We start from the raw sequence: 18,958 nt of genomic DNA, 5'->3' as shown, positions 1-18,958 counted from the left end.
GCGGCGGAATGGCGAAGGCGACCATGGAAGACGTCGCCCGCCTGGCCGGTGTGAACAAGGCCACGGTCAGCAGGGCATTGCGGGGGGACTCCCGCATCTCCCAGGCGACGAGGGAAAGGGTCTGGAAAATTGCGAAAGAACTCGGCTACAGGCTTGATCTTGCAGCAAGCAGCCTGTCGGGAGGAAAAACGGGGATTGCCGCTCTCGTCCTTGACGAAATGGACCCCTGGCTCACGGGGCCTTTTATGGAGGGCCTCAACAGGGTGCTCTCACGGGCCGGCCTGGATCTTTTGCTCAAGCTTCCGGGCTTCTGCCCGGGAGAACTTTTCCCCTCCCTTGAGGCACGGCACGTGGATTGCATCCTCTGGGCAGGAAGGGAGGATCACGGTCATGAGTCCCGGGGGGCGATTTCTTCCACCCCCCTGGTTACCGCCGGCTTTTCCCTCCCTCATACGCCGGCAGTCCTTATTTCACCTGGAAGGACCATGGAGCGACTGAAAACCCTGGCGGGCAAAACAGCTAAACTGAGGTACAGGGAAGGAGGAGGAGCCCTTCTGTTCCCCTTTCTTTCCCGGATGATCGACCCCTGGGCAGAAGGAGAAGATCAGGTTTTCTCCGTGCTCGACGGCACGGACCTGCCCCCCCCTGCCGAACCGCAGGGGGTTTTCTGCGCAAGGCCCGGCGTGCGTCCTCCCCGGGGGATGCATGCCCTTGAGTGGCCGGCTTTTGAATTCGGCGTTACTGCTGGGCGTATCCTCGTCAATGTCCTTCAGGGTCAGTCATCCGTACCGGAAGTTACGTACCTTGTACCCTCCCTGAAATCACCGGAAGGGGAAACCCTGCCCTATGTAAAATGAACATCAGTTCAAAGAAAAAAAATACATCAACCCATGTTGACAATTTAGAATCCTAATGTTATAAATAGCCCGTAATAGAAACAAAGGTTTAAATTACGGGAGGTTTTCGCCATGATGTGGATAAAAGACGCCAACGGAAACTGGTACTGCGACGGTCCTCTCTGCACCTGCTCCCCCAAGGCTTCAGCCTGTGTATGGGACAAAACCGACGACGGATCCTGGTTTCTCGCCCAGTCTGCGGTTCCTGTCTCCATAATGCCCTCGCTTCACCACGGCAGCAATATGATCCTTGCGGGTTAAGGGGAAGGCGTGCGGAATTTTTCCTCTCCCCACCCCTGCGGATACAGCCCCGGCAGTTCCACCGGGAGATTTCCCCTGGGTGATGCATTCCCGTTGAGGATTCGACCGAGAGCCTTCATTGTGGCGGGTATGTCGCTGTAGAGCGCGAAAAAACCTTTTGCTTCCGGAAGAGCGAGCAGGGAATAGGGTGTTCTGGCAGAGAGGAGGAATAACCGATCCTGCCCAAGGGTTCTCAGAAGGTCGAGCCAATGTTCGTTTTTCCAGCAGTCGTAGTCGGCTGCGAAAATCACCTCCTGATTCCCGATTTTGTCCGACAGAAGCCTGATATCTTCCTTTCCCGGTTTCCCGGGGAGGGCAAAAAGGGTAAAAAACGGGCATGCCTGAACAAGAATTTCTGCTGCAGCTATCTGCTCTTCGGGCCAGACCAGCGGGATCTTTCCCCCGGTTTTTATTTTTTCCGTTGCTTCTCTCCAGCTGCGGACAAGTGTTACGCTTTCGGCCGCGACTCTCTCGGCAATCATTTCTCCTTCAGGATCCGGCATACGGTCGATCCGCGTTCCTTTCTCCTCACTGAAGAGACCGGCTTCTGTCTTGAGATCGAGTATTCTTCCCACTGCTTCATCGAGCCTTTTCGCGGGGATGGTACCATTCCTGCAGGCTTCCAGGATTGACTCGAAAATGACGAAATGCTCCTGTTCCTCGTACCCCCTGTCCGCCCCGAAAAGAAGAATATCCGCACCGGCGTTGAATGCCGTTATGGCCGCCTCAGCGATGGTCCTCCCCTGTTTCAGGGCGCCCATCCCCATGGAATCGGTGATTATGACGCCGGAAAAACCCATTTCCTTTCTGAGCATGCCGAGGATGGAAGGGGAGAGCGTGGCAGGCAGTTCCGGGTCGAGAGCCGGCACAAGCACGTGGGCCGTCATGACCATGGGCACTCCTGATGCGACAAGGGTGCGGAAGGGCGGGAATTCCGTTTTTTCAAGCTCGTCCCTTGCGGAGGAAATAAGGGGCAGCCCCGAATGAGAGTCTGTTTCCGTGTTCCCGTGTCCCGGAAAATGCTTTGCCGACGGGATGACTCCTTCTCTTGCAAAGGCGGATGCCATCGCCCCGGAGAGGCGTGAAACCAATTCAGGGGAGGATCCGAAGGAGCGCACGCCGATGACCGGGTTGAACGGGTTGTTGTTCACGTCCGCCACGGGAGCAAAATTCATGTTGATGCCCAGGGTGGAAAGTTCCCTTGCCATCACTTCCGCTGTTTTGGCGGCGAGATTTTCGTCGTTTGCCGCTCCGAGGGCCATGTTGCCCGGGAACCGGGTGACTCCCTCTGTGAGCCGCTGTATGAGACCTCCTTCCTGGTCAATCCCGATAAAGAGAGGCCATGAACCCGATGACGAAGCGAAAGACTGAAGGTCACTGCAAAGAGCGGCCACCTGGGGCGTTGAAACGATGTTTCCCCGGCTCGAATAGAGAATAACGCCTCCTATCTTCATGTCGGCCATCATCTTCCTGAGATTCGGCGAGAGCTCCGGCCCCTCGAAATAGCACATCATGATCTGGCCGGCTTTTTCTTCCAGGGAAAGGCTGCCGGCCAGGTTCCCGGCTCCCGCCTGCAGGACGCCGGCGGGAATAAAGCAGAACAGGAACAGGAACAGGAACAGGAACAGGAACAGGAACAGGAACAGGAGAAAAGGAGCGGTTCGGTTTCTTTTCATTCCGAGGTTCCTCCAAGGTTCGATTGTAATTTTTCCAGGAACTGGTCTTTGGTCATGGGGTAATTTCCGCTGAAATACACAAAGCCGTATTCGATCTCCACGGAAAACGGGAACGATTTTTTGAGCTCCTCGAGGGATTCCGGCAGGTCCATGAGCTTGAGGCTGACGTCCTTGGCTCCCTGCTGGGGGGTTTCCGGGAGGAGAATAAGTATTTTCCTGTCGCCGAGATAGAACGCCATGTCACTGTCCCGTATGGCACCCCGTACGAAGGCGGAAAAGGCTTCAATGAAGGAGCTTTCCTTCTCTTCCTGGTAGTTCAGCCCGGGAATATACGTGTATTCTACGGCCAGAAGGACGCCGCAGAGCCACCTCCTGTAACGGAAAGCCCTGCTGAGTTCCTCTGGAATGCGGATGGATGCGTATTCAGATGAGTAGAGGCCTGTCGCCGGATCGAGCAGGGAGACCGCACCCCTTGCCGTTGCGCTTTTTTTCCGCTGTTTAGGCAGTTCGACAAGGGCGAAAAAGAACAATCCGTCAAGAGGTGCCTGGAATACGGTATATTCTCTGTTCCCAAGGCTGACGGAGTCTTCCCCGGGAATAAAAAAGTCGGTCACGGGCTTTCCCGTCACCACACCGCCCGGAATGAGGGAGGCAAAAGCATCGTTCCTTTCGAGAACTATGCCCTGGGAGTCGGTGGTAAGAGCGGGCAGGGGAATATTTGCGATTCGCTGGCCCGCGGTCGAACCGTTTGGCGTGCACCCGGGCAGGGGGGGAATCTCCCGGGATTGTTTTTTTTCCCGAAGAAAATGATTGAGGAGTATGAAGGCTCCGGAAACAGCGGAAAGCACTCCCAGCCAGGAGATGATCGGCAGGGTGCCCGATTCCAGGGAAACTACCGTGGCAATCATGCCCTGGGAAAGGAGCTGGACAGGATAAAGAAGATGAAAGCTCTTCCTGCGGATTGCCGACGCATATGCTGCGCACAGAACGAAGTAGACAGTCATAAGGAGCGCCCAGAAGGGCGCTCCTGTTTTCAACGGAGCCGATTGTCCTCCGAGGAAGAACAATGCGACGGCGATCGGAAGGGAAACGAACGGCGGAAGAGTAATCCAGGCGCTCATCGTGTATGCAGCTTCTCCGTCCTCAAAACTGGGCCCTTACCTGAAAACGACCGTCTCGTCCGCGGGGTATCCGAGCCTGAAGAGAACCTCCGTTTTTTTCTTCTCGCCCGGAGCGAGAGTAATTTTCCAGGACAGGATGTTTTCTTTATCCTGTTCGTCAGGCCTGGGTTCGATCTTCATGGTCTCCACCGAAATCTTTTCCTGGGCTGAAACCGGAATTCTGTCCTTGAGTATCACGGTGATTTTCTTTTCAAGGCCGTTGGTGATTTCAATGGAATAACCGTCCTCAAGACGTCCTTTGCCTGTCCATGTGCTGCCTTCCCTTGAAACCATCTTCTCCCTGACGGCCTTTACGAGGGGCATCTTTCCAAAGGCCAGCTGGATATCCGTGCCCGATCCCTGCTCAGGGAGCCTGGTCTTCGCTGAAAGCTTTCCGTCAACGGAAAGTTCCGCCGGGCCGGGAAGGAGGGGAACGGAAAGCTTCTTCACTTCAGCCGTAATCCATGCCTCTTCAGAGAGCACGGGAACGGACACTATCGAGACTTCGCTTTTCAGTTCGAATTCTCCCAGGAGAAATTCCGCCGGACGGTTGTCTCCGGGGAGTGTTCCCCTGGCGCGGACGGTCATGTCGGTCATGGACTGGACAATCTCTGGCGGGGCGGCGGCCGGGGCAGGTGCTCCGAGTTTGAACTCGGCCCTCGGCGATATGGCCATATCCTCCATCATGGCGGCCCGTCTCACGGTTTTCGGCGCAAAATCAGCCACGAGAGGAGGAAGGTCGGGAGGCGCAACCGTAGTGGAAGGAACAGTGGTATGGAAGAAAAGGTCCCCTTCCAGAACCATTCCCGTATGCTGGCGGGCTCTGGCGAGGAGGGAGGAGTGGATGGCACCTGAAGGGGTATCGAGATTCATCCTGTAAAAGGGGCTCCATCCGGCCTGCTGGGTCCAAGCCTCCACGAGAAGCTTTTCACCGCCCTCGACCCGGGCGGAAACCTGGACGGCTGTATCGGAATCCTGGGGCATCCGGGATGAAAAATCTGCGATCAGTGCATCGGTCGTTTCCTTTATCTCGTCCATTTCCGATGAAACGGAGATGAGTTCCGTCTCCATTTTCTCGCGGGTTTTTCTGGCGGCTTCGACGTATTCCGCCATCTCCGATCCCTTGAGATCCCTGGGCAGAGGCCCGGAGAGAAGATCAAAGGACTGCTTGATCGCCGAAGTTCTGCCCGCCAGAACGGCGAGTTTTTTCTCGTTTTCTTTGATTTGAGCGTGGAGATCCCTCAAGGCTTCCGGGATCCACCCCGGCCGGGGAACACCGGCTGCCTCGAAAGACGTTATTTTCTGCCCGTCTGCGGGAAGAGGACGGACTGTGGACGGGTCGAAAGTTCCCGGCAGTTCGAAGCTGACGTGGAGTGCAGCCGGTACGGAGAAGAGGATGCGGGCACCTCTCGGATACAGGTCGACTTTCGAAACGGCGGGAAGAATGGATTCAGCGGCACTGACACCCGGGAGAGAGAACAGGAACAGTACGGATACTGCGGCTACGGTGCAGGCTAATTTCATTTCACTTCCTCCTTTCCACCCCCCGTAAGGGGGGATGTCTTCAGAATGATATCAGAAAACCCCCCTGCAGAACCGGATCTGTCCGCCGATTCCTGCTTTTTGTTTTTCCCCGGAAACGGTTATAATGCTTTCCGGGCAGCAAGCCCGGAAACAAAGGAGGGGAGCATCGTGCTCAAATGTGGAATTATAGGCCTGCCCCTGAGCGGGAAAAGCACGGTATTCAACGTGGTCACCCGCGCGGGCGCCGAGGTGAAACCCTACGCGAGCGGTAAAACGGACCCTAACAGGGCGATGGTCAACGTGCCGGATGAGCGGTTCGACAACCTGGTCCGTATTTTCGAACCGCGGAAAGAAACGCCGGCGACGGTGGAATTCGTAGACCTCGCGGGACTGTCGAGGAATGCGAGCAAAGGAGAAGGCCTGGGAAATTCCTTTCTCTCCTTCGTCTCAGAATCCGACGCTCTTGTTCACGTAATACGCCTGTTTGAAAACCCGGACGTGCCTCATCCGGAAAACAGCATCGACCCTGTAAGAGACTGGTCGATAGTGGAAATGGAACTCATTTTCCGGGACCTCGGCGTTATTGAAAACAGGCTTTCAAGGCTCCAGGCAAAGAAAAAGAACATTCCGGCGGAACAGGCTGAAGAAGCTCTGCTCGAAAAATGCCAGGCCTGCCTACTGGAAGAGCGGCCGCTGAGGGACCTCCAGCTTACCCCGGAAGAAATCCGGACCCTGAGCGGTTTTGCCTTTGTAACGCTGAAACCGGAAATGATAGTGGCCAATCTTGACGAAAGCCAGACTGATGAAAACCTTCCCCTCCTGGAATCTCTCCGGTCCATGGCGTCGGAAAAAGGGCTGAGTTTCGTTCGGGTCTTCGGGAAAATGGAAATGGAACTTGCCGACCTCGCACAGGAAGAGCAGGCAGAATTCATGCAGGACCTCGGAGTGAAAGAACCGGGGAGGAACCGCCTTATCACCGAAGCCTACAGCCTTCTCGGACTCATATCCTTCTTTACGTCCGGCAAGGACGAGGTGAAGGCCTGGACGCTCCGCCGGGGAGATACTGCCGTAGATGCCGCCGGCACGATTCACTCCGACCTGGCGAGAGGGTTTATCCGCGCCCAGGTGGTGTCCTACGACGACTTCGCCGCCCATGAGGCTTCCCTGGCCAGGTGCCGTGAGAAAGGCGTTCTCAGGCTCGAGGGAAAGGACTACAGGGTCCTCGACGGAGATATGATAGAAATACGCTTCAATGTTTGATATGGTAAAATCAGGACTCAAATTTTCCATAAAGAGGAGGCGCTTCTTATGGCCATGCCGATGCAGGTAAGTCTTGACGAAATTCTCTCCATGCTCCTCGCGAGGGTGGACGGCCTCGCCCTGAGCGACGAGAATTCGAAGAGCAAGTTCAATATCATCACCCGGGTGCTCTACAGGAAGGGAATAATCACAGACCAGGACGTGATCGATTCCATCAGGGAAGAGCACAGAATGCTCAAGAACCTCGGCCTTATTGCCGAAGAACCCGAAGAGGACGTTATCGCAGCCATCGCCGAGAATATTCTTCAGTGGATAAAGGGTGACGTGGACGCCCTGAAGAAGGGCATGGAAGAATACGAAAAAAAGATGCAGGAAGCCATGAGCAGGCAAAACCAGAAGCCGAAGATTGACGTCGCTTCACCGGCGGTCCTCCAGCAGCTCAACCGCATGGGGGGTAAGCAGGGCGGCGGGAGCAAGCTGATCCTGTAAGACTGCCTTACCGGACAGAACGGGCCCGCCGGAAGAACCGGCGGGCCCGTTCTGTTATTTTTTCGCAGTCCGGATAATCCGTTCAATTTCGGCAAGCAGGGGTTTGACCCTGGGGCCTGATGCGTTTTTATTGAGCGCCTGGGCTGCGGTGACCGGCGATCCCCAGTAAACCTGGTTTGCGTTCCTGTCCACGGTAATGGCCGCCCCCTCCAGGGAAAGTCCCGCAAAAAGCCCTTTCGTCATGGAATAGCTGTAGATCGACGCCCTCAGCCTGTAGTCCGTTCCCAGCTCCCCCCGCCTTCCTACAGGACCGGCTGCCACAGCCAGATCCCCGCCGAGCTTGACGTTGTTTCCCTTGAAGCCGTCCAGTCCCCTGTCGTTGGTAATGACCAGCACAAGGGCTATGGACTGCGCTCCTATCTGCAGGCCCCAGGAGGCCCCGGCAACAGTGGCGAAGGAAGGGCCGTACCATTTTTTTGTCGCGGGATCTCTTCTGAGGACGAGACCTTCTCCGTACTGGCCGCCGAAAACGAGCCCCGCCTTGATGACCGACGGGAACACGGCGACTCCTTTCGCCTGTTCAAGAAGCTCGCCCATGGTTTCTGCATCCTTCTGCTGTGCCATTTCCCTGAGAATCCTGATGGAATCCTCTATTCTCCCTGCCGGGGTGGAAGCCTCGCCGAAAGAAGGCGCCCCGAGAAGCAGAACTGAAAACAGAAAGAGTGCCATCATGCTTTTGCTTCGCATATTCATCTCCTCCATTCCATAAATTTGTGAAATGGACTTTAGCACAAAGCGGCCTCTCCCGACAGGGGAAATTACCGTTCCGGCAGTAACCTTCAGGCTCATTCTAAAAGACAGCGCCTGTGACAGTCGATAAGGGGCAGGAGAGGGTATTTGACTCTCTCCATGCCATGGGATACACTTCCATTCGGTTATTATCCCCCCGACAAACGGAGGAAAACATACAATGGACACTATGGAGCGCATCGAAGAACTGCTCGAAGAGGCCTATTCCACGGACGACCCCGGGGAAATGGAGCGCCTCTCGAGGGAAGTGCTTGGTCTCGATGAAAATAACGTGGAAGCCCTCATCCTGTTGGCTGATACCATTGAATATTCGCAGGAAAAAATCACCATTCTTGAGAAAGCCAGAAGCGCCCTTGCGGATGACGTGGAGAATATACGCCTCGTCTCGGGCGAAAGCCTCCTCGATGACGACTCGGGAATGTTGTATATTGCGGTAATGCAGCGCCTCGGCTTCGCTCTTTTTTCCGAGGGAAAGAACGAGGAAGCCCTTGTCATTGCACGGGAGATTGACCGTTATGACCCCGATAGAGAAACCCTGGGCAGGACCCTTCTCTACCGCGTGCTCCTCGAAATGGGGAAAGATACGGAAGTCCTCGAGGAGGCCCTCCGGGAAGAAGAAGCGAATCCTGCCATGGCTCACAGCAAGGCCATCGCGTCTTTCCGGCTGGCAGGCGCAGGACGCACATCCTACCGGGCCCTCTGGGAAGCTTTTGCCGCCGGGCCTGACATTCCTTTTTATATACTGGGATATATCGACGAGCCTGAAGACGAATCGGAAGAAGCAGAGGAAGAGTACAATTTTGCCCTTCTCTTTGAGGATATCTGGTCTTCAGAAAACGAACTGATCAAATGGCTCACCAGGGGAACTATCCTCCTTGGACTCACGGCATCTCTCTTTCCCGGGGAAACGGCGGAAAAAATGCTGGTTCTTGCCGATGCCCTTGACATTGCGGATCCTTGCGAAGAGGCCATGGTCAAAGCGGAGAGCAGGGACGACTGGGGAGTCCTTTCCAGGGAAGAACGTATTGCGGAAGCTCTGAAAATCATTTCCGAGGGCACTTTCCTGCCGTTGACGGACTGATACCACCCAGGGGATTATTCAGGATGAACATTTTTTAATTGCGGCTTTCTCTAATCAAAATTTGTCGGAAAAAAGCCGTAGTGGTATCCTGTGCGTGTGCAATAGGTTATTTTTTTGTCACTTTTTTTAAACATAAATAAAAAATTGCGTTTCTCCCGGTGAAATTTTTTACCATTCAGGATATACCTGAACGGAAAAATAGGTGAAATACGTTTTTTGTATGTATAATGTTATAAATTTCACATATGAGTGGAGGTCGGGCAATGGTTGTCGGAACACAGCAGGACGCGCGGTCTTTGGTGCGGGACATTACGGCGCCGTGGAAGGGAAAACCGGGCGGTGTCATACCCGTTCTGCAGGAGACGCAAAAGCAGATAGGTTACCTTTCCCGCGAGGCAATGGAGGCTATTTCCGAAGAACTGTCTGTGCCTCTGGCGGAACTTTACGGAGTGGCCACGTTCTACGCCCAGTTCCATCTTAAGCCCAGGGGGCGTCACGTCATCAGGGTGTGCAGGGGAACAGCGTGCCATGTCCGGGGAAGCGCCAAGATCATGGACAGACTCATGTCCATGCTGGGCGTTCAGGAAAACGGCACCACCGAAGATCTCCGCTTTACCCTCGAACCGGTTGCCTGTCTTGGATGCTGCGGTCTGGCCCCCGTCGTCATGATTGACGAGGACACCCACGGAAGGCTTACGGACGATCCGGCGAAACTTCAGGCATTTCTCGACGATTATTCCTGATTATGCTCGAAGACCTGTCCCACCATATCCTCGACATTGCGGAAAACGGGGTGAACGCCGGAGCCGGTGAAATATCGGTTGAAATAGACGATTCCGGCGGAAGGCTCCTTTTATCCGTGAAGGACAACGGGCGGGGCATGACGGAAGAAACCGTGAAAACCGTGGTGAACCCCTTCTATACAACGAGAACGGAACGAAGAGTGGGACTTGGTCTTCCATTTCTCAAGCAGCTTGCTGAACTGTGCGGAGGAACCTTTTCCATCGTATCGGAACCCGGCAGGGGGACGGAAGTGACAGCCACCTTCCTGAAGTCGTCCATTGATTTGCCCCCTCTTGGCGACGTTCCTTCGACCCTCGTGACCCTTTTTATTGGAAATCCGGATATTGCATGGAAATATACCCACCGGCGGAACGGGAAAGAATTCACGGTGGACAGCATGGAGCTCAGGGAAGCCCTCGGGGGAGGAAACCCCTTTCTTGAACCTGCGCTCGCCCTGGGTGTCAGGGAATTTATCGAAACGAACATTGATGAACTGTACGCATAACCTGGAAAATACATTCTGATCACAGGGGTGAAATGAATGACCGACAAAAAGATTCGCAGCCTGGACGACCTCCGGAAGCTCAAGGAAAAAACCGGAGACCTTACGTCCGCCCGGTCCGAGGATGACAAGGTCAAGATCATCATCGGAATGGGCACATGCGGCATCGCGGCAGGGGCGCGGGAAATAATGAACGCCGTCCTGAAGGAACTCGAGACGAGAAACCTGCACAACGTGGCAGTTGAAACAACGGGCTGCATCGGCATGTGCCAGAATGAACCGCTTCTTGACGTGATTCGTCCCGGCGAGCCGAGGATAACCTACTGCCTTGTGGCACCTGCGGATGTGGCCAGGATCATATCTGAACACGTGGTGAACGGCCGCATTGTTCAGGACAAGCTCTTCGGCAGAGCCGACTGAAGCGGGGAGGGAGAAAACCATGGCTTTGTACCGCGCACACGTTCTCATCTGCCACGGAACCGGATGCGCTTCGGGAGGTGCGCCCAAAGTTCTTGACGCCTTCAGGGAAGAACTGGAAAAAAAGAATCTCGACAAGGAAGTCCTTGTCATCGCTACAGGCTGCCACGGAATGTGCGAGTTCGGCCCCATCGTCGTCGTGTATCCCGAGGGGACCTTCTACTCCCAGGTGAAGCCCGAAGATGTCTCCGAAATCGTGGAGGAGCACCTCTACAAAGGGCGTATCGTCAACCGCCTTCTTTACCGGGAACCCATCTCCGCCCAGAAAGTCTGCCACTACAAGGAAATCCCCTTTTACGGAAAGCAGCACCGGATCGTTCTCAGCAACTGCGGGTACATCAACCCCGACAACATTGACGAATACATCTCCAGGGACGGATACCAGGCCCTGGGCAAGTGCCTCACCGAAATGTCTCCCGCCGATGTGGTCGATGAAATGAAAAAATCCGGCCTTCGTGGACGGGGGGGCGGCGGATTTCCCACCGGCCTGAAATGGAGCTTCTGTGCCGCTTCTCCGGGCACAAAGAAATATGTCATCTGCAATGCCGACGAGGGAGACCCCGGCGCATTCATGGACCGTTCCATTCTCGAGGGCGATCCCCATGCCGTCATCGAGGGTATGATGATCGGCGCCTTCGCCATGGGTGCGGACGAGGGGTACATTTACTGCCGGGCCGAATATCCCCTGGCCATCAAGAGGCTCCAGACGGCCATAAAGCAGGCCACGGAGTACGGCCTCCTGGGAGCGAACGTTCTGGGGACCGACTTCAGCTTCGACCTGCATATCAAGGAAGGCGCGGGCGCCTTCGTGTGCGGAGAAGAAACGGCCCTTATGGCCTCCATAGAGGGACAGAGGGGAATGCCCCGTCCCCGGCCTCCTTTCCCCGCCGTTAAAGGGCTCTGGGGAAAGCCCACGAACATCAACAACGTGGAAACCTGGGCCAACGTTCCGAGGATCATGCTCCAGGGGGCGGAATGTTTCGCCGCCATGGGAACTGAAAAGTCCAAGGGCACGAAGGTGTTCGCCCTCACGGGAAAAGTGAAGAACACCGGCCTGGTGGAAGTCCCCATGGGCATCACCATCAGGGAAATCGTCTACGAGATCGGCGGCGGCATCATAGGGGACAAAAAGTTCAAGGCGGTTCAGATCGGCGGCCCTTCCGGGGGATGCCTCGTGGAAGAGCACCTGGACCTTCCGGTGGACTACGAGTCCCTCACCGCGGCGGGAGCCATCATGGGCTCCGGCGGTCTTGTCGTCCTCGACGAAGCGAACTGCATGGTGGATACGGCGAAATTCTTCCTTGAGTTCACCCAGAGGGAATCCTGCGGAAAGTGCGTTCCCTGCCGGGAAGGAACCAAGAAGATGCTCGATATTCTTACCAGGATCACCGAAGGCAACGGGAAACCGGAAGACCTCGACACCCTGCAGTACCTCGGCGAGCAGATCAAGGCCACGTCCCTGTGCGCCCTTGGCGGCACTGCTCCCAACCCGGTGCTGACTACGCTGAAGTACTTCCGGGACGAGTACGAGGCCCACATCAACGAAAAAAGGTGCCCCGCCGGAGCCTGCCAGAACCTTCTTCGCTACACCATCGCCCCGGAGAAGTGCATCGGCTGCACCAAGTGCGCCCGGAACTGCCCGGTGAACTGCATTTCCGGCAAAGTGAAGGAGCCCCACCTCATTGACCAGGAAAAATGCATCAAGTGCGGCGCCTGCATGGCCAACTGCCCCGTCGGCGCTATTTCCAAAGGTTAAGCAAGAAGGAGATGATCTGAAAATGGACGCCATACAAGCGATCATCAACGGCAAAGAGATAAGTGCCGAACCCGGGATGACCATCCTGCAGGCGGCGAAGGCGAACGGTATCCATATACCCACCCTTTGCGACCATCCTGCGGTTTCCCCCTTCGGTGCATGCAGGATCTGTCTCGTCGAAGCGGAGAAGAACCCGAAGCTTCTTCCTGCCTGTACTACACCCCTTACGCCGGGCATGGTGGTTTTCACAAATACCCCGAAGGTTATCGAGGCCCGGAAAGCGGTGCTCGAGCTCATTCTTGTACGCCATCCCCTGGACTGCTTCTCCTGCCCGAGCAACGGAAAGTGCGAACTGCAGGACGTGGCCTATGAACTTGGCATCAAGGAATCCCGTTACGCCGACCCCGGCGACACGAACACCGCCCATGTCTATGAGGATGCCAACCCCTTCTACGTGAGGGACCTCAACAAGTGCATACTCTGCGGGCGGTGCGTGCGGGCCTGCGAAGAGCATGCCCAGTATCACGCCATCGACTTCCAGGGACGGGGAATCAAGACATCCATCCAGCCTCCGGTGGGATCTCCCATCGAAGATTCCGACTGCGTCTTCTGCGGCCAGTGCGTACAGGTCTGCCCGGTCGGCGCCCTCTCCGAGAAGACATCTCTCGGCATGGGACGGCCCTGGGACATCGAAAAGGTGAAGACCGTCTGCTCCTACTGCGGCGTCGGCTGTGAAGTGGAAATCAACGTCAACAGGAAGACCGGAAAAATCGCCAACGTTACAACCAACTACTCGAGCCCCACGGCCCTGAACAAGGGCAGGTCCTGCGTCAAGGGACGATTTGCCTGGCAGTTCGTCAACAGTGAGGACAGGCTTACGACACCGCTTATCCGCGAAGGGGACACTTTCAGGAAGGCGTCCTGGGACGAGGCTCTCTCCCTGGTGGCGGAGAAGCTCGGCAGCATCAGGCAGGAGCACGGAGGAGACGCTCTCGGCTTCTTCTCGTCGGCCCGCTGCACCAACGAAGAGAACTATCTCATGCAGCGCCTTGCAAGGGAGGTGATGGGCACCAATAACGTCGACCATTGTGCCCATCTGTGACACAGCGCCACAGTTGCGGGTCTCGGCGAGACCCTCGGAAGCGGCGCAATGACCAATGACTTCGAATCCATCAAGTCGGCCGACACCATTCTCATCATCGGCTCGAACACCACAGAAAACCATCCTGTCATCGGTTCCTTCATCAAGGAGCAGAAACGGAAGGGGAAATGCACCCTTATCGTGTGCGATCCCCGGAAGATCGAAATGGCGAAATACGCCGACGTGTATATCCGGCAGAAGAGCGGTTCGGATGTGGCCCTCCTCAACGGACTGATGCATGTGATCATCCGGGAGAACCTCCATGCCGCGGAATTCGTCGAAAAGAACGTGAACAATTTCGAGAAGCTCCGGGAGACCGTGGCCCGGTATACGCCGGATTACGTCTCCGAAATCACCGGCGTCGCTCCTGAACTCATCGAGGATGCTGCACGGGCATACGCCAGGGGGCCCAATTCCGCCATTTTCTACACCATGGGAATCACCCAGCACGTGACGGGAACGAACAATGTCCGGTCCGTGGCAAACCTCGCCCTTCTCTGCGGAATGCTCGGCCGTCCCGGCACGGGAGTGAACCCTCTCAGGGGTCAGAACAACGTCCAGGGAGCCTGCGACATGGGCTGTCTTCCCGAAGTTATCCCCGGATACCAGAAGGTCGCCCTTCCTGCGACAAGACAAAAGGCGAAGGATGTCTGGGGCGTCGATATCCCCGAAACTCCCGGTCTTTCCGTGGTCGAGATGATGGAGGCAGCCGGAAAAGGCAAGATCAAAGGCCTGTACATCATGGGAGAAAACTCCATGGTAACGGAACCGGACTCGGAGCATGTCCGGCATGCCCTGAAGAATCTTGATTTCCTTGTTGTCCAGGATATTTTCCTCACCGAAACCGCAGAACTGGCCCACGTGGTGCTTCCTGCCTCCAGCTGGGGGGAGAAGGACGGAACCTTCACCAACACCTGCAGGGCAGTCCAGAGGGTGCGGAAAGCTGTGGATTCTCCGGGAGAGGCCCGGCCCGACTGGGAAATTCTTCTGGCCGTGGGCAAGCGGATGGGAGCTCCGTGGAGCGATATGACGTCCCCCGAGACCATCTTCGAAGCCATCACAAAGATCACGCCCAGCTACGCCGGCATTTCCTACGGACGCCTTGAAGGCGGCCCGCTCAGCTGGCCTTGCCCCGCATGCGACCATCCCGGTACGGCGGTTCTCTATACTACCGGTTTCCCGAGAGGCAAGGCGGACTTCTCGCCCTGCGAATGGCAGGCTCCCCATGAGTGGCCCGACGAGGAATATCCGTTCCTCGCCACCACCGGCCGTGTCCTGTACCATTACCACTCCGGAAGCATGACCCGGCGGAGCTCCACCGGTGACTTTGTCCGGGAAATGGCCATTGAGGTCAATCCAGCAGATGCCCGGGCCCTCGGCTGCACCGACGGAGACATGATCAGGGTGTCTTCCCGAAGGGGATCCGTTGCCGGTGCTGTCAAGGTAACTGACAGGGTTCCGGCGGGGATGGTCTTCCTCCCCTTCCATTTCAGCGAGACGCCGGCCAACAGCCTGACCTCGTCCCGTATAGATCCGGTCTCCAAGACCCCGGGGTTCAAAGTCAGCGCCGTCAGGGTGGAAAAATCATAGCACTGGAATGAGTTTTACCGGGAATCCGGGACGAACATTCCGGATTCCCGGTCGTAACACGTTCAACAAAAACACAACCAGCGACGGGAGGAAGGGAAGAGAATGAAAACGCCTGCAGAACTGGCAAAAGCGGCATGCGCGGTATCAAAGGTCAAGGTGAATCTTTCGGTCCGCCAGATGATGCTCATGGGAATCCTCGCGGGGGCGTATATCGCTTTCGCAGGATGGCTGATGACGGTGGTGTCCCACGACATGACCCAGCACTTCGGAAGCGGGTTCACCCGCTTTATGTCCGGCGCCGTGTTCAGCGTCGGGCTCATGATGGTGGTCATCAGCGGTTCGGAACTCTTCACGGGGAACTGCATGATGCCCCTGGGCTATCTTGCCGGCTGCACTCCTCTGAAAAAAATCCTCAGAAACTGGGGATGGGTTTATACGGCCAACCTTATCGGCAGCATCCTCATCGCAGTCCTGATTTATTTCTCCGGACTCGCCGACAACGCGGTCGGCGGAAGGGCGCTCCAGGTAGCGGCCGGCAAGATGTCCCTCCCGGTGGTCCAGGGATTCTTCCGCGGGATCCTCTGCAACTGGATCGTGGTCCTCGCGGTCTGGATGGCCATGGCAGCCACTGACATCATCGGCAAGGTCTGGGCGATCTTCTTCCCCATCATGACCTTCGTTGCAGCCGGTTTTGAGCACTCTGTCGCCAACATGTACTTCATGTCCCTCGGCCTTCTTCTCAAGGGAACTCCCGCAGCGGTCAGCGCCTCCGGGCTTTCGGAACAGGCAATGGCGAGCGTTTCTCTCGGCGGGTTCTTCACCAACCTCATCCCGGTGACTCTCGGGAACATGGTCGGCGGCATCCTGTTCGTAGCGGTATTCTACTACTTTATTTTCCAGGACGGCCTGACCGATCTCGAATAAACGCCGGTTGGGGGTATACTTCCGGAGGGGCGTCCCTAAAGGCGTCCCTCCTTTTTTATATGGTATAATATGCGTGAAGAAAGAAGACAATACCCTGCGATGCCCGTGATCGTGATATTTGTCTTGAGCCAACACTCGAGCCTTGCGGGGCTGACAGTTTGAGCCGGTGAAGGAGATGCTCCGGCATTGACGGAACTGAGGCTCAACAGGCCCCAAACGTTAAGGACCGGGTCAAGACGTTCATGACACGACATTGCGGGGGAGGCAGATACAGGGGCGGGGAGCAGCAACCTCGCCCCTGTCTTGTGCAAAAAAGGAGGCGCACTCATGTCTGAAGGCATCACCGCGCCGTTCTGGCACCCGGCCTTTTCTGAAGGGTTCATCCTCGACTGGGACGGTGTCCTTGCCGAAACACGGCTGAACTTTGCACCCATACGGGCCAAATATTTCGACGGAAAATTCGTCCCCCTTTTCGAGGCGGTGGAAACCCTTCCGCCTCCTCTCGGAGAACAGCTCAGGAAAGACATCTATGACGTGGAAATGGCGGGCGCAGAATCGGCGGTGGCCGTCGAGGGTGCCCGGGAGCTTGTCGAATGGCTCGAAGGGGAAGATATCCCCTGGTGCGTCGTTTCCAGAAACTGCATGGACTCCATTACCCTTGCCGCCGAAAGGGCCGGCCTCCCCCTTCCCCCGGTGGTCCGGAGCCGTGACGAACCCCCCGTGAAGCCGGCTCCCGAAGCCCTCTGGTCTGCGGCGGAACAGATACATGTGCCTTCGAAGAATTGTGTCATGGTGGGGGATTTTGTCTATGATCTCGTCGGAGCCCGGCGCGCTGGAATGCGGGCCGTGCTTGTCCAGCGTCCTGAAGCGGAGTGGAAGCACTGGGCGGATGTTTCCTTCGACAGGCTCTTCCAATTCGTCGAATCCCTCAAAAACCCTAAAGCCCTGGTTCCCTGGGAGTATGCCTTTCTCGCCTCCCAAAAGGGGCTGGACACCCTCCTCTCCGGACGAAGGAAGGGGGCGGTGCTTTCGTCGGGAACACCGGACGTTCTTCCCCGCCTCCTGGAAAAGGCGGAGGAGGGAATGCTCTTCTTTCAGCTTGACGACCAGTCAGCTCATCTGTCTCCGGATCAGTGGAAAAAATTGCCCGGCCTTTCCCCGGCCTGGCTTGACCAGCCTTTGAAAACCGTGGCGGAATACGTTCTGGGAACCCGTTTCCCCTTTGCCTCCCTTGTTGAAAAACAAGCATCCCCGGACGGCGTAGAGTGGGAAATCCTTTCGGCATCTGCGGGAGGAGGGAGGGCATGAGCTCTCCGGGAACAAGCCGGTGGGAAGTCCCTCTGGCGGAACGGATGCGTCCGAAAACCCTTGACGAGTTCACGGGCCAGGGGCATCTTCTCGGTTCCGGAGCCCCCCTCAGGAAACTCCTCGATGCCGGCCGGACACCGAGCTGCATTCTCTACGGTCCCCCGGGGGTCGGAAAGACGACCCTTGTCAGGCTCATGGCTTCGGAAACTGGAAGAGACATCCTGGAGATCAACGCTGTCTCCGCGAAAGTGTCGGAACTCCGCGACCTTGTGGCCGAAGCGTCCAACCTCAAGGCCATGAGAGCGGGGCACGCCGCCATTGCCTTTGTGGACGAGATATACCACTTCAACAAGAGCCAGCAGAACGCCCTCCTGCCGTCGGTGGAGAAGGGCGACCTCATCCTTGTGGGCACCACCACGGAAAACCCATGGTTCGAAATTAACAAGACCCTTCTTTCCAGGATGGTGGTTTTCCAGCTCAGCCCCCTTTCGGAAGACGACCTTGCCGCGCTGTTGAAACGGGCTCTTGCCGACCGGGAACGGGGCCTGGGAAACCTTGAAATCGAGGCCGAGGAAAAGGCTCTGCGGCGGATTGCCGCCATGGCAGGGGGAGACGCCCGCCAGGCCCTCACCCGGCTTGAATTCATCGCAGCTTCCGTCGGGGCCCGGGGGGGCGCCCTCCTCACGGAAGAAGGGGTGCTGTCCGCCCTTCCCCTGGCGGCGGTCAGGTTCGATAAGGCTTCGGAGGACCATTTCGCCGTAGTTTCCGCCCTGATAAAAAGCATTCGGGGGTCCGACCCCGATGCGGCCCTTTACTGGCTGGCCCGTCTGCTGGCCGGAGGGGAAAACCTCCGGTTTATCTGCAGGCGGCTTCTTATTTCCGCCGCTGAAGACGTAGGCCTCGCCGACCCGAATGCCCTTCCCGTTACCGCTGCCGCAGTCCAGGCCGTTGAAATGACAGGCATGCCCGAAGCCAGGATCATCCTCGCCGAGGCGGTCATCTACCTGGCGGCGGCTCCGAAGAGCAACAGCGCCTACCTTGCCGTCGACAGTGCCTCCAAAGCCATCGAAAAGGGAGACCTCCAGGAAGTCCCCTTCCATCTCAGGCCCGACGGCTCCGGCTATATCTATCCTCATGACGACCCGCGGCACTGGGTGCCCCAGCAGTACATGGACAGGCAGCGCAGGTTCTATTTCCCGGGAACTCTGGGGATGGAGGGAGAAATGGCCTCCCGCCTGAGGAAATTCTGGAGGCGGTTCAGTGAAGGAGGGGACTCGTAGC

General features: G+C 56.8%; 17 protein-coding genes. 13 read left to right on the top strand and 4 right to left on the bottom strand.

What is annotated here, in order from left to right; all coding sequences use genetic code 11:
• Positions 1-8: 8 nt before the first annotated feature.
• Both C8D99_RS04945 and C8D99_RS04940 read left to right on the top strand, forming a co-directional pair.
• Positions 9-857 carry a LacI family DNA-binding transcriptional regulator gene (locus C8D99_RS04945; RefSeq protein WP_133957007.1) on the top strand — a complete coding sequence of 283 codons (849 nt, stop codon included), beginning with the start codon at positions 9-11 and terminating at the stop codon, positions 855-857.
• Positions 858-968: 111 nt separating this feature from the next.
• Positions 969-1,157, top strand: coding sequence for a hypothetical protein (locus C8D99_RS04940; protein WP_133957005.1), 189 nt, complete (start codon positions 969-971; stop codon positions 1,155-1,157).
• Here C8D99_RS04940 and C8D99_RS04935 read toward each other — a convergent pair.
• The 3 genes from C8D99_RS04935 to C8D99_RS04925 form a co-directional block, all read right to left on the bottom strand.
• On the bottom strand, positions 1,154-2,872 hold the full coding sequence (locus C8D99_RS04935) for a glycoside hydrolase family 3 protein (RefSeq protein WP_133957003.1): 1,719 nt from the start codon (positions 2,870-2,872) through the stop codon (positions 1,154-1,156). The two genes, C8D99_RS04940 and C8D99_RS04935, sit on opposite strands and share 4 nt — an antisense overlap.
• Positions 2,869-3,876, bottom strand: coding sequence for a nucleotidyl cyclase domain-containing protein (locus C8D99_RS04930; RefSeq protein ID WP_208321086.1), 1,008 nt, complete (start codon positions 3,874-3,876; stop codon positions 2,869-2,871). Before C8D99_RS04930 ends, C8D99_RS04935 begins: the two co-directional genes overlap by 4 nt.
• A gap of 153 nt (positions 3,877-4,029) precedes the next feature.
• Complete coding sequence (locus C8D99_RS04925) at positions 4,030-5,556, bottom strand: DUF4139 domain-containing protein (RefSeq protein ID WP_133957000.1); 1,527 nt, start codon at positions 5,554-5,556, stop codon at positions 4,030-4,032.
• Between the two features lie 168 nt (positions 5,557-5,724).
• Between C8D99_RS04925 and ychF the strand changes: the two genes are divergently transcribed.
• Together ychF and C8D99_RS04915 are read left to right on the top strand one after the other, a co-directional pair.
• Positions 5,725-6,816 carry a redox-regulated ATPase YchF gene (gene ychF, locus C8D99_RS04920; RefSeq protein ID WP_133956998.1) on the top strand — a complete coding sequence of 364 codons (1,092 nt, stop codon included), beginning with the start codon at positions 5,725-5,727 and terminating at the stop codon, positions 6,814-6,816.
• Between the two features lie 48 nt (positions 6,817-6,864).
• Positions 6,865-7,305 carry a hypothetical protein gene (locus C8D99_RS04915; RefSeq protein ID WP_133956996.1) on the top strand — a complete coding sequence of 147 codons (441 nt, stop codon included), beginning with the start codon at positions 6,865-6,867 and terminating at the stop codon, positions 7,303-7,305.
• Positions 7,306-7,359: 54 nt separating this feature from the next.
• Here the strand turns inward: C8D99_RS04915 and C8D99_RS04910 are convergent, their stop codons facing one another.
• Positions 7,360-8,034: a lipid-binding SYLF domain-containing protein gene (locus C8D99_RS04910; RefSeq protein WP_243833836.1), complete on the bottom strand. Its 675-nt coding sequence runs from the start codon at positions 8,032-8,034 to the stop codon at positions 7,360-7,362.
• Between the two features lie 241 nt (positions 8,035-8,275).
• Between C8D99_RS04910 and C8D99_RS04905 the strand changes: the two genes are divergently transcribed.
• The 9 genes from C8D99_RS04905 (at position 8,276) to C8D99_RS04865 (ending at position 18,957) form a co-directional block, all read left to right on the top strand.
• Positions 8,276-9,196 carry a hypothetical protein gene (locus tag C8D99_RS04905; RefSeq protein ID WP_133956992.1) on the top strand — a complete coding sequence of 307 codons (921 nt, stop codon included), beginning with the start codon at positions 8,276-8,278 and terminating at the stop codon, positions 9,194-9,196.
• A gap of 263 nt (positions 9,197-9,459) precedes the next feature.
• Positions 9,460-9,939, top strand: a complete 480-nt coding sequence (gene nuoE, locus C8D99_RS04900; RefSeq protein ID WP_133956991.1) for an NADH-quinone oxidoreductase subunit NuoE — start codon at positions 9,460-9,462, stop codon at positions 9,937-9,939.
• A gap of 2 nt (positions 9,940-9,941) precedes the next feature.
• Positions 9,942-10,484, top strand: a complete 543-nt coding sequence (locus C8D99_RS04895; RefSeq protein ID WP_133956989.1) for an ATP-binding protein — start codon at positions 9,942-9,944, stop codon at positions 10,482-10,484.
• A 36-nt stretch (positions 10,485-10,520) separates the two neighbouring features.
• Positions 10,521-10,901, top strand: coding sequence for a (2Fe-2S) ferredoxin domain-containing protein (locus tag C8D99_RS04890; RefSeq protein WP_133956987.1), 381 nt, complete (start codon positions 10,521-10,523; stop codon positions 10,899-10,901).
• A gap of 19 nt (positions 10,902-10,920) precedes the next feature.
• A complete protein-coding gene (gene nuoF / locus C8D99_RS04885; protein WP_133956985.1) occupies positions 10,921-12,714 on the top strand; it encodes an NADH-quinone oxidoreductase subunit NuoF in 1,794 nt (597 codons plus the stop codon).
• A gap of 22 nt (positions 12,715-12,736) precedes the next feature.
• Positions 12,737-15,445: a formate dehydrogenase subunit alpha gene (gene fdhF, locus C8D99_RS15515; RefSeq protein WP_133956983.1), complete on the top strand. Its 2,709-nt coding sequence runs from the start codon at positions 12,737-12,739 to the stop codon at positions 15,443-15,445.
• A 102-nt stretch (positions 15,446-15,547) separates the two neighbouring features.
• Complete coding sequence (locus C8D99_RS04875; RefSeq protein ID WP_133956981.1) at positions 15,548-16,369, top strand: formate/nitrite transporter family protein; 822 nt, start codon at positions 15,548-15,550, stop codon at positions 16,367-16,369.
• Between the two features lie 327 nt (positions 16,370-16,696).
• Positions 16,697-17,677, top strand: a complete 981-nt coding sequence (locus C8D99_RS04870; RefSeq protein ID WP_133956979.1) for an HAD family hydrolase — start codon at positions 16,697-16,699, stop codon at positions 17,675-17,677.
• Positions 17,674-18,957, top strand: a complete 1,284-nt coding sequence (locus C8D99_RS04865) for a replication-associated recombination protein A (protein WP_133956977.1) — start codon at positions 17,674-17,676, stop codon at positions 18,955-18,957. Before C8D99_RS04870 ends, C8D99_RS04865 begins: the two co-directional genes overlap by 4 nt.
• Position 18,958: the final 1 nt, after the last annotated feature.

The organism is Aminivibrio pyruvatiphilus (assembly GCF_004366815.1).
Taxonomy (GTDB): domain Bacteria; phylum Synergistota; class Synergistia; order Synergistales; family Aminobacteriaceae; genus Aminivibrio; species Aminivibrio pyruvatiphilus.
This window is presented reverse-complemented; position numbering and strand designations above follow the sequence as displayed.

What these genes read in the sequence shown, in the direction of transcription:
- C8D99_RS04925 (WP_133957000.1), bottom strand. Translation starts at nt 5,556, where the DNA reads ATGAAATTAGCCTGCACCGTAGCCGCAGTATCCGTACTGTTCCTGTTC.
- C8D99_RS04910 (WP_243833836.1), bottom strand. Translation starts at nt 8,034, where the DNA reads ATGGCACTCTTTCTGTTTTCAGTTCTGCTTCTCGGGGCGCCTTCTTTC.
- C8D99_RS04915 (WP_133956996.1), top strand. Translation starts at nt 6,865, where the DNA reads ATGGCCATGCCGATGCAGGTAAGTCTTGACGAAATTCTCTCCATGCTC.
- C8D99_RS04890 (WP_133956987.1), top strand. Translation starts at nt 10,521, where the DNA reads ATGACCGACAAAAAGATTCGCAGCCTGGACGACCTCCGGAAGCTCAAG.
- C8D99_RS04930 (WP_208321086.1), bottom strand. Translation starts at nt 3,876, where the DNA reads ATGACTGTCTACTTCGTTCTGTGCGCAGCATATGCGTCGGCAATCCGC.
- C8D99_RS04940 (WP_133957005.1), top strand. Translation starts at nt 969, where the DNA reads ATGATGTGGATAAAAGACGCCAACGGAAACTGGTACTGCGACGGTCCT.
- C8D99_RS04945 (WP_133957007.1), top strand. Translation starts at nt 9, where the DNA reads ATGGCGAAGGCGACCATGGAAGACGTCGCCCGCCTGGCCGGTGTGAAC.
- C8D99_RS04935 (WP_133957003.1), bottom strand. Translation starts at nt 2,872, where the DNA reads ATGAAAAGAAACCGAACCGCTCCTTTTCTCCTGTTCCTGTTCCTGTTC.
- C8D99_RS04895 (WP_133956989.1), top strand. Translation starts at nt 9,942, where the DNA reads ATGCTCGAAGACCTGTCCCACCATATCCTCGACATTGCGGAAAACGGG.
- C8D99_RS04865 (WP_133956977.1), top strand. Translation starts at nt 17,674, where the DNA reads ATGAGCTCTCCGGGAACAAGCCGGTGGGAAGTCCCTCTGGCGGAACGG.
- C8D99_RS04875 (WP_133956981.1), top strand. Translation starts at nt 15,548, where the DNA reads ATGAAAACGCCTGCAGAACTGGCAAAAGCGGCATGCGCGGTATCAAAG.
- nuoF (WP_133956985.1), top strand. Translation starts at nt 10,921, where the DNA reads ATGGCTTTGTACCGCGCACACGTTCTCATCTGCCACGGAACCGGATGC.
- C8D99_RS04870 (WP_133956979.1), top strand. Translation starts at nt 16,697, where the DNA reads ATGTCTGAAGGCATCACCGCGCCGTTCTGGCACCCGGCCTTTTCTGAA.
- C8D99_RS04905 (WP_133956992.1), top strand. Translation starts at nt 8,276, where the DNA reads ATGGACACTATGGAGCGCATCGAAGAACTGCTCGAAGAGGCCTATTCC.
- nuoE (WP_133956991.1), top strand. Translation starts at nt 9,460, where the DNA reads ATGGTTGTCGGAACACAGCAGGACGCGCGGTCTTTGGTGCGGGACATT.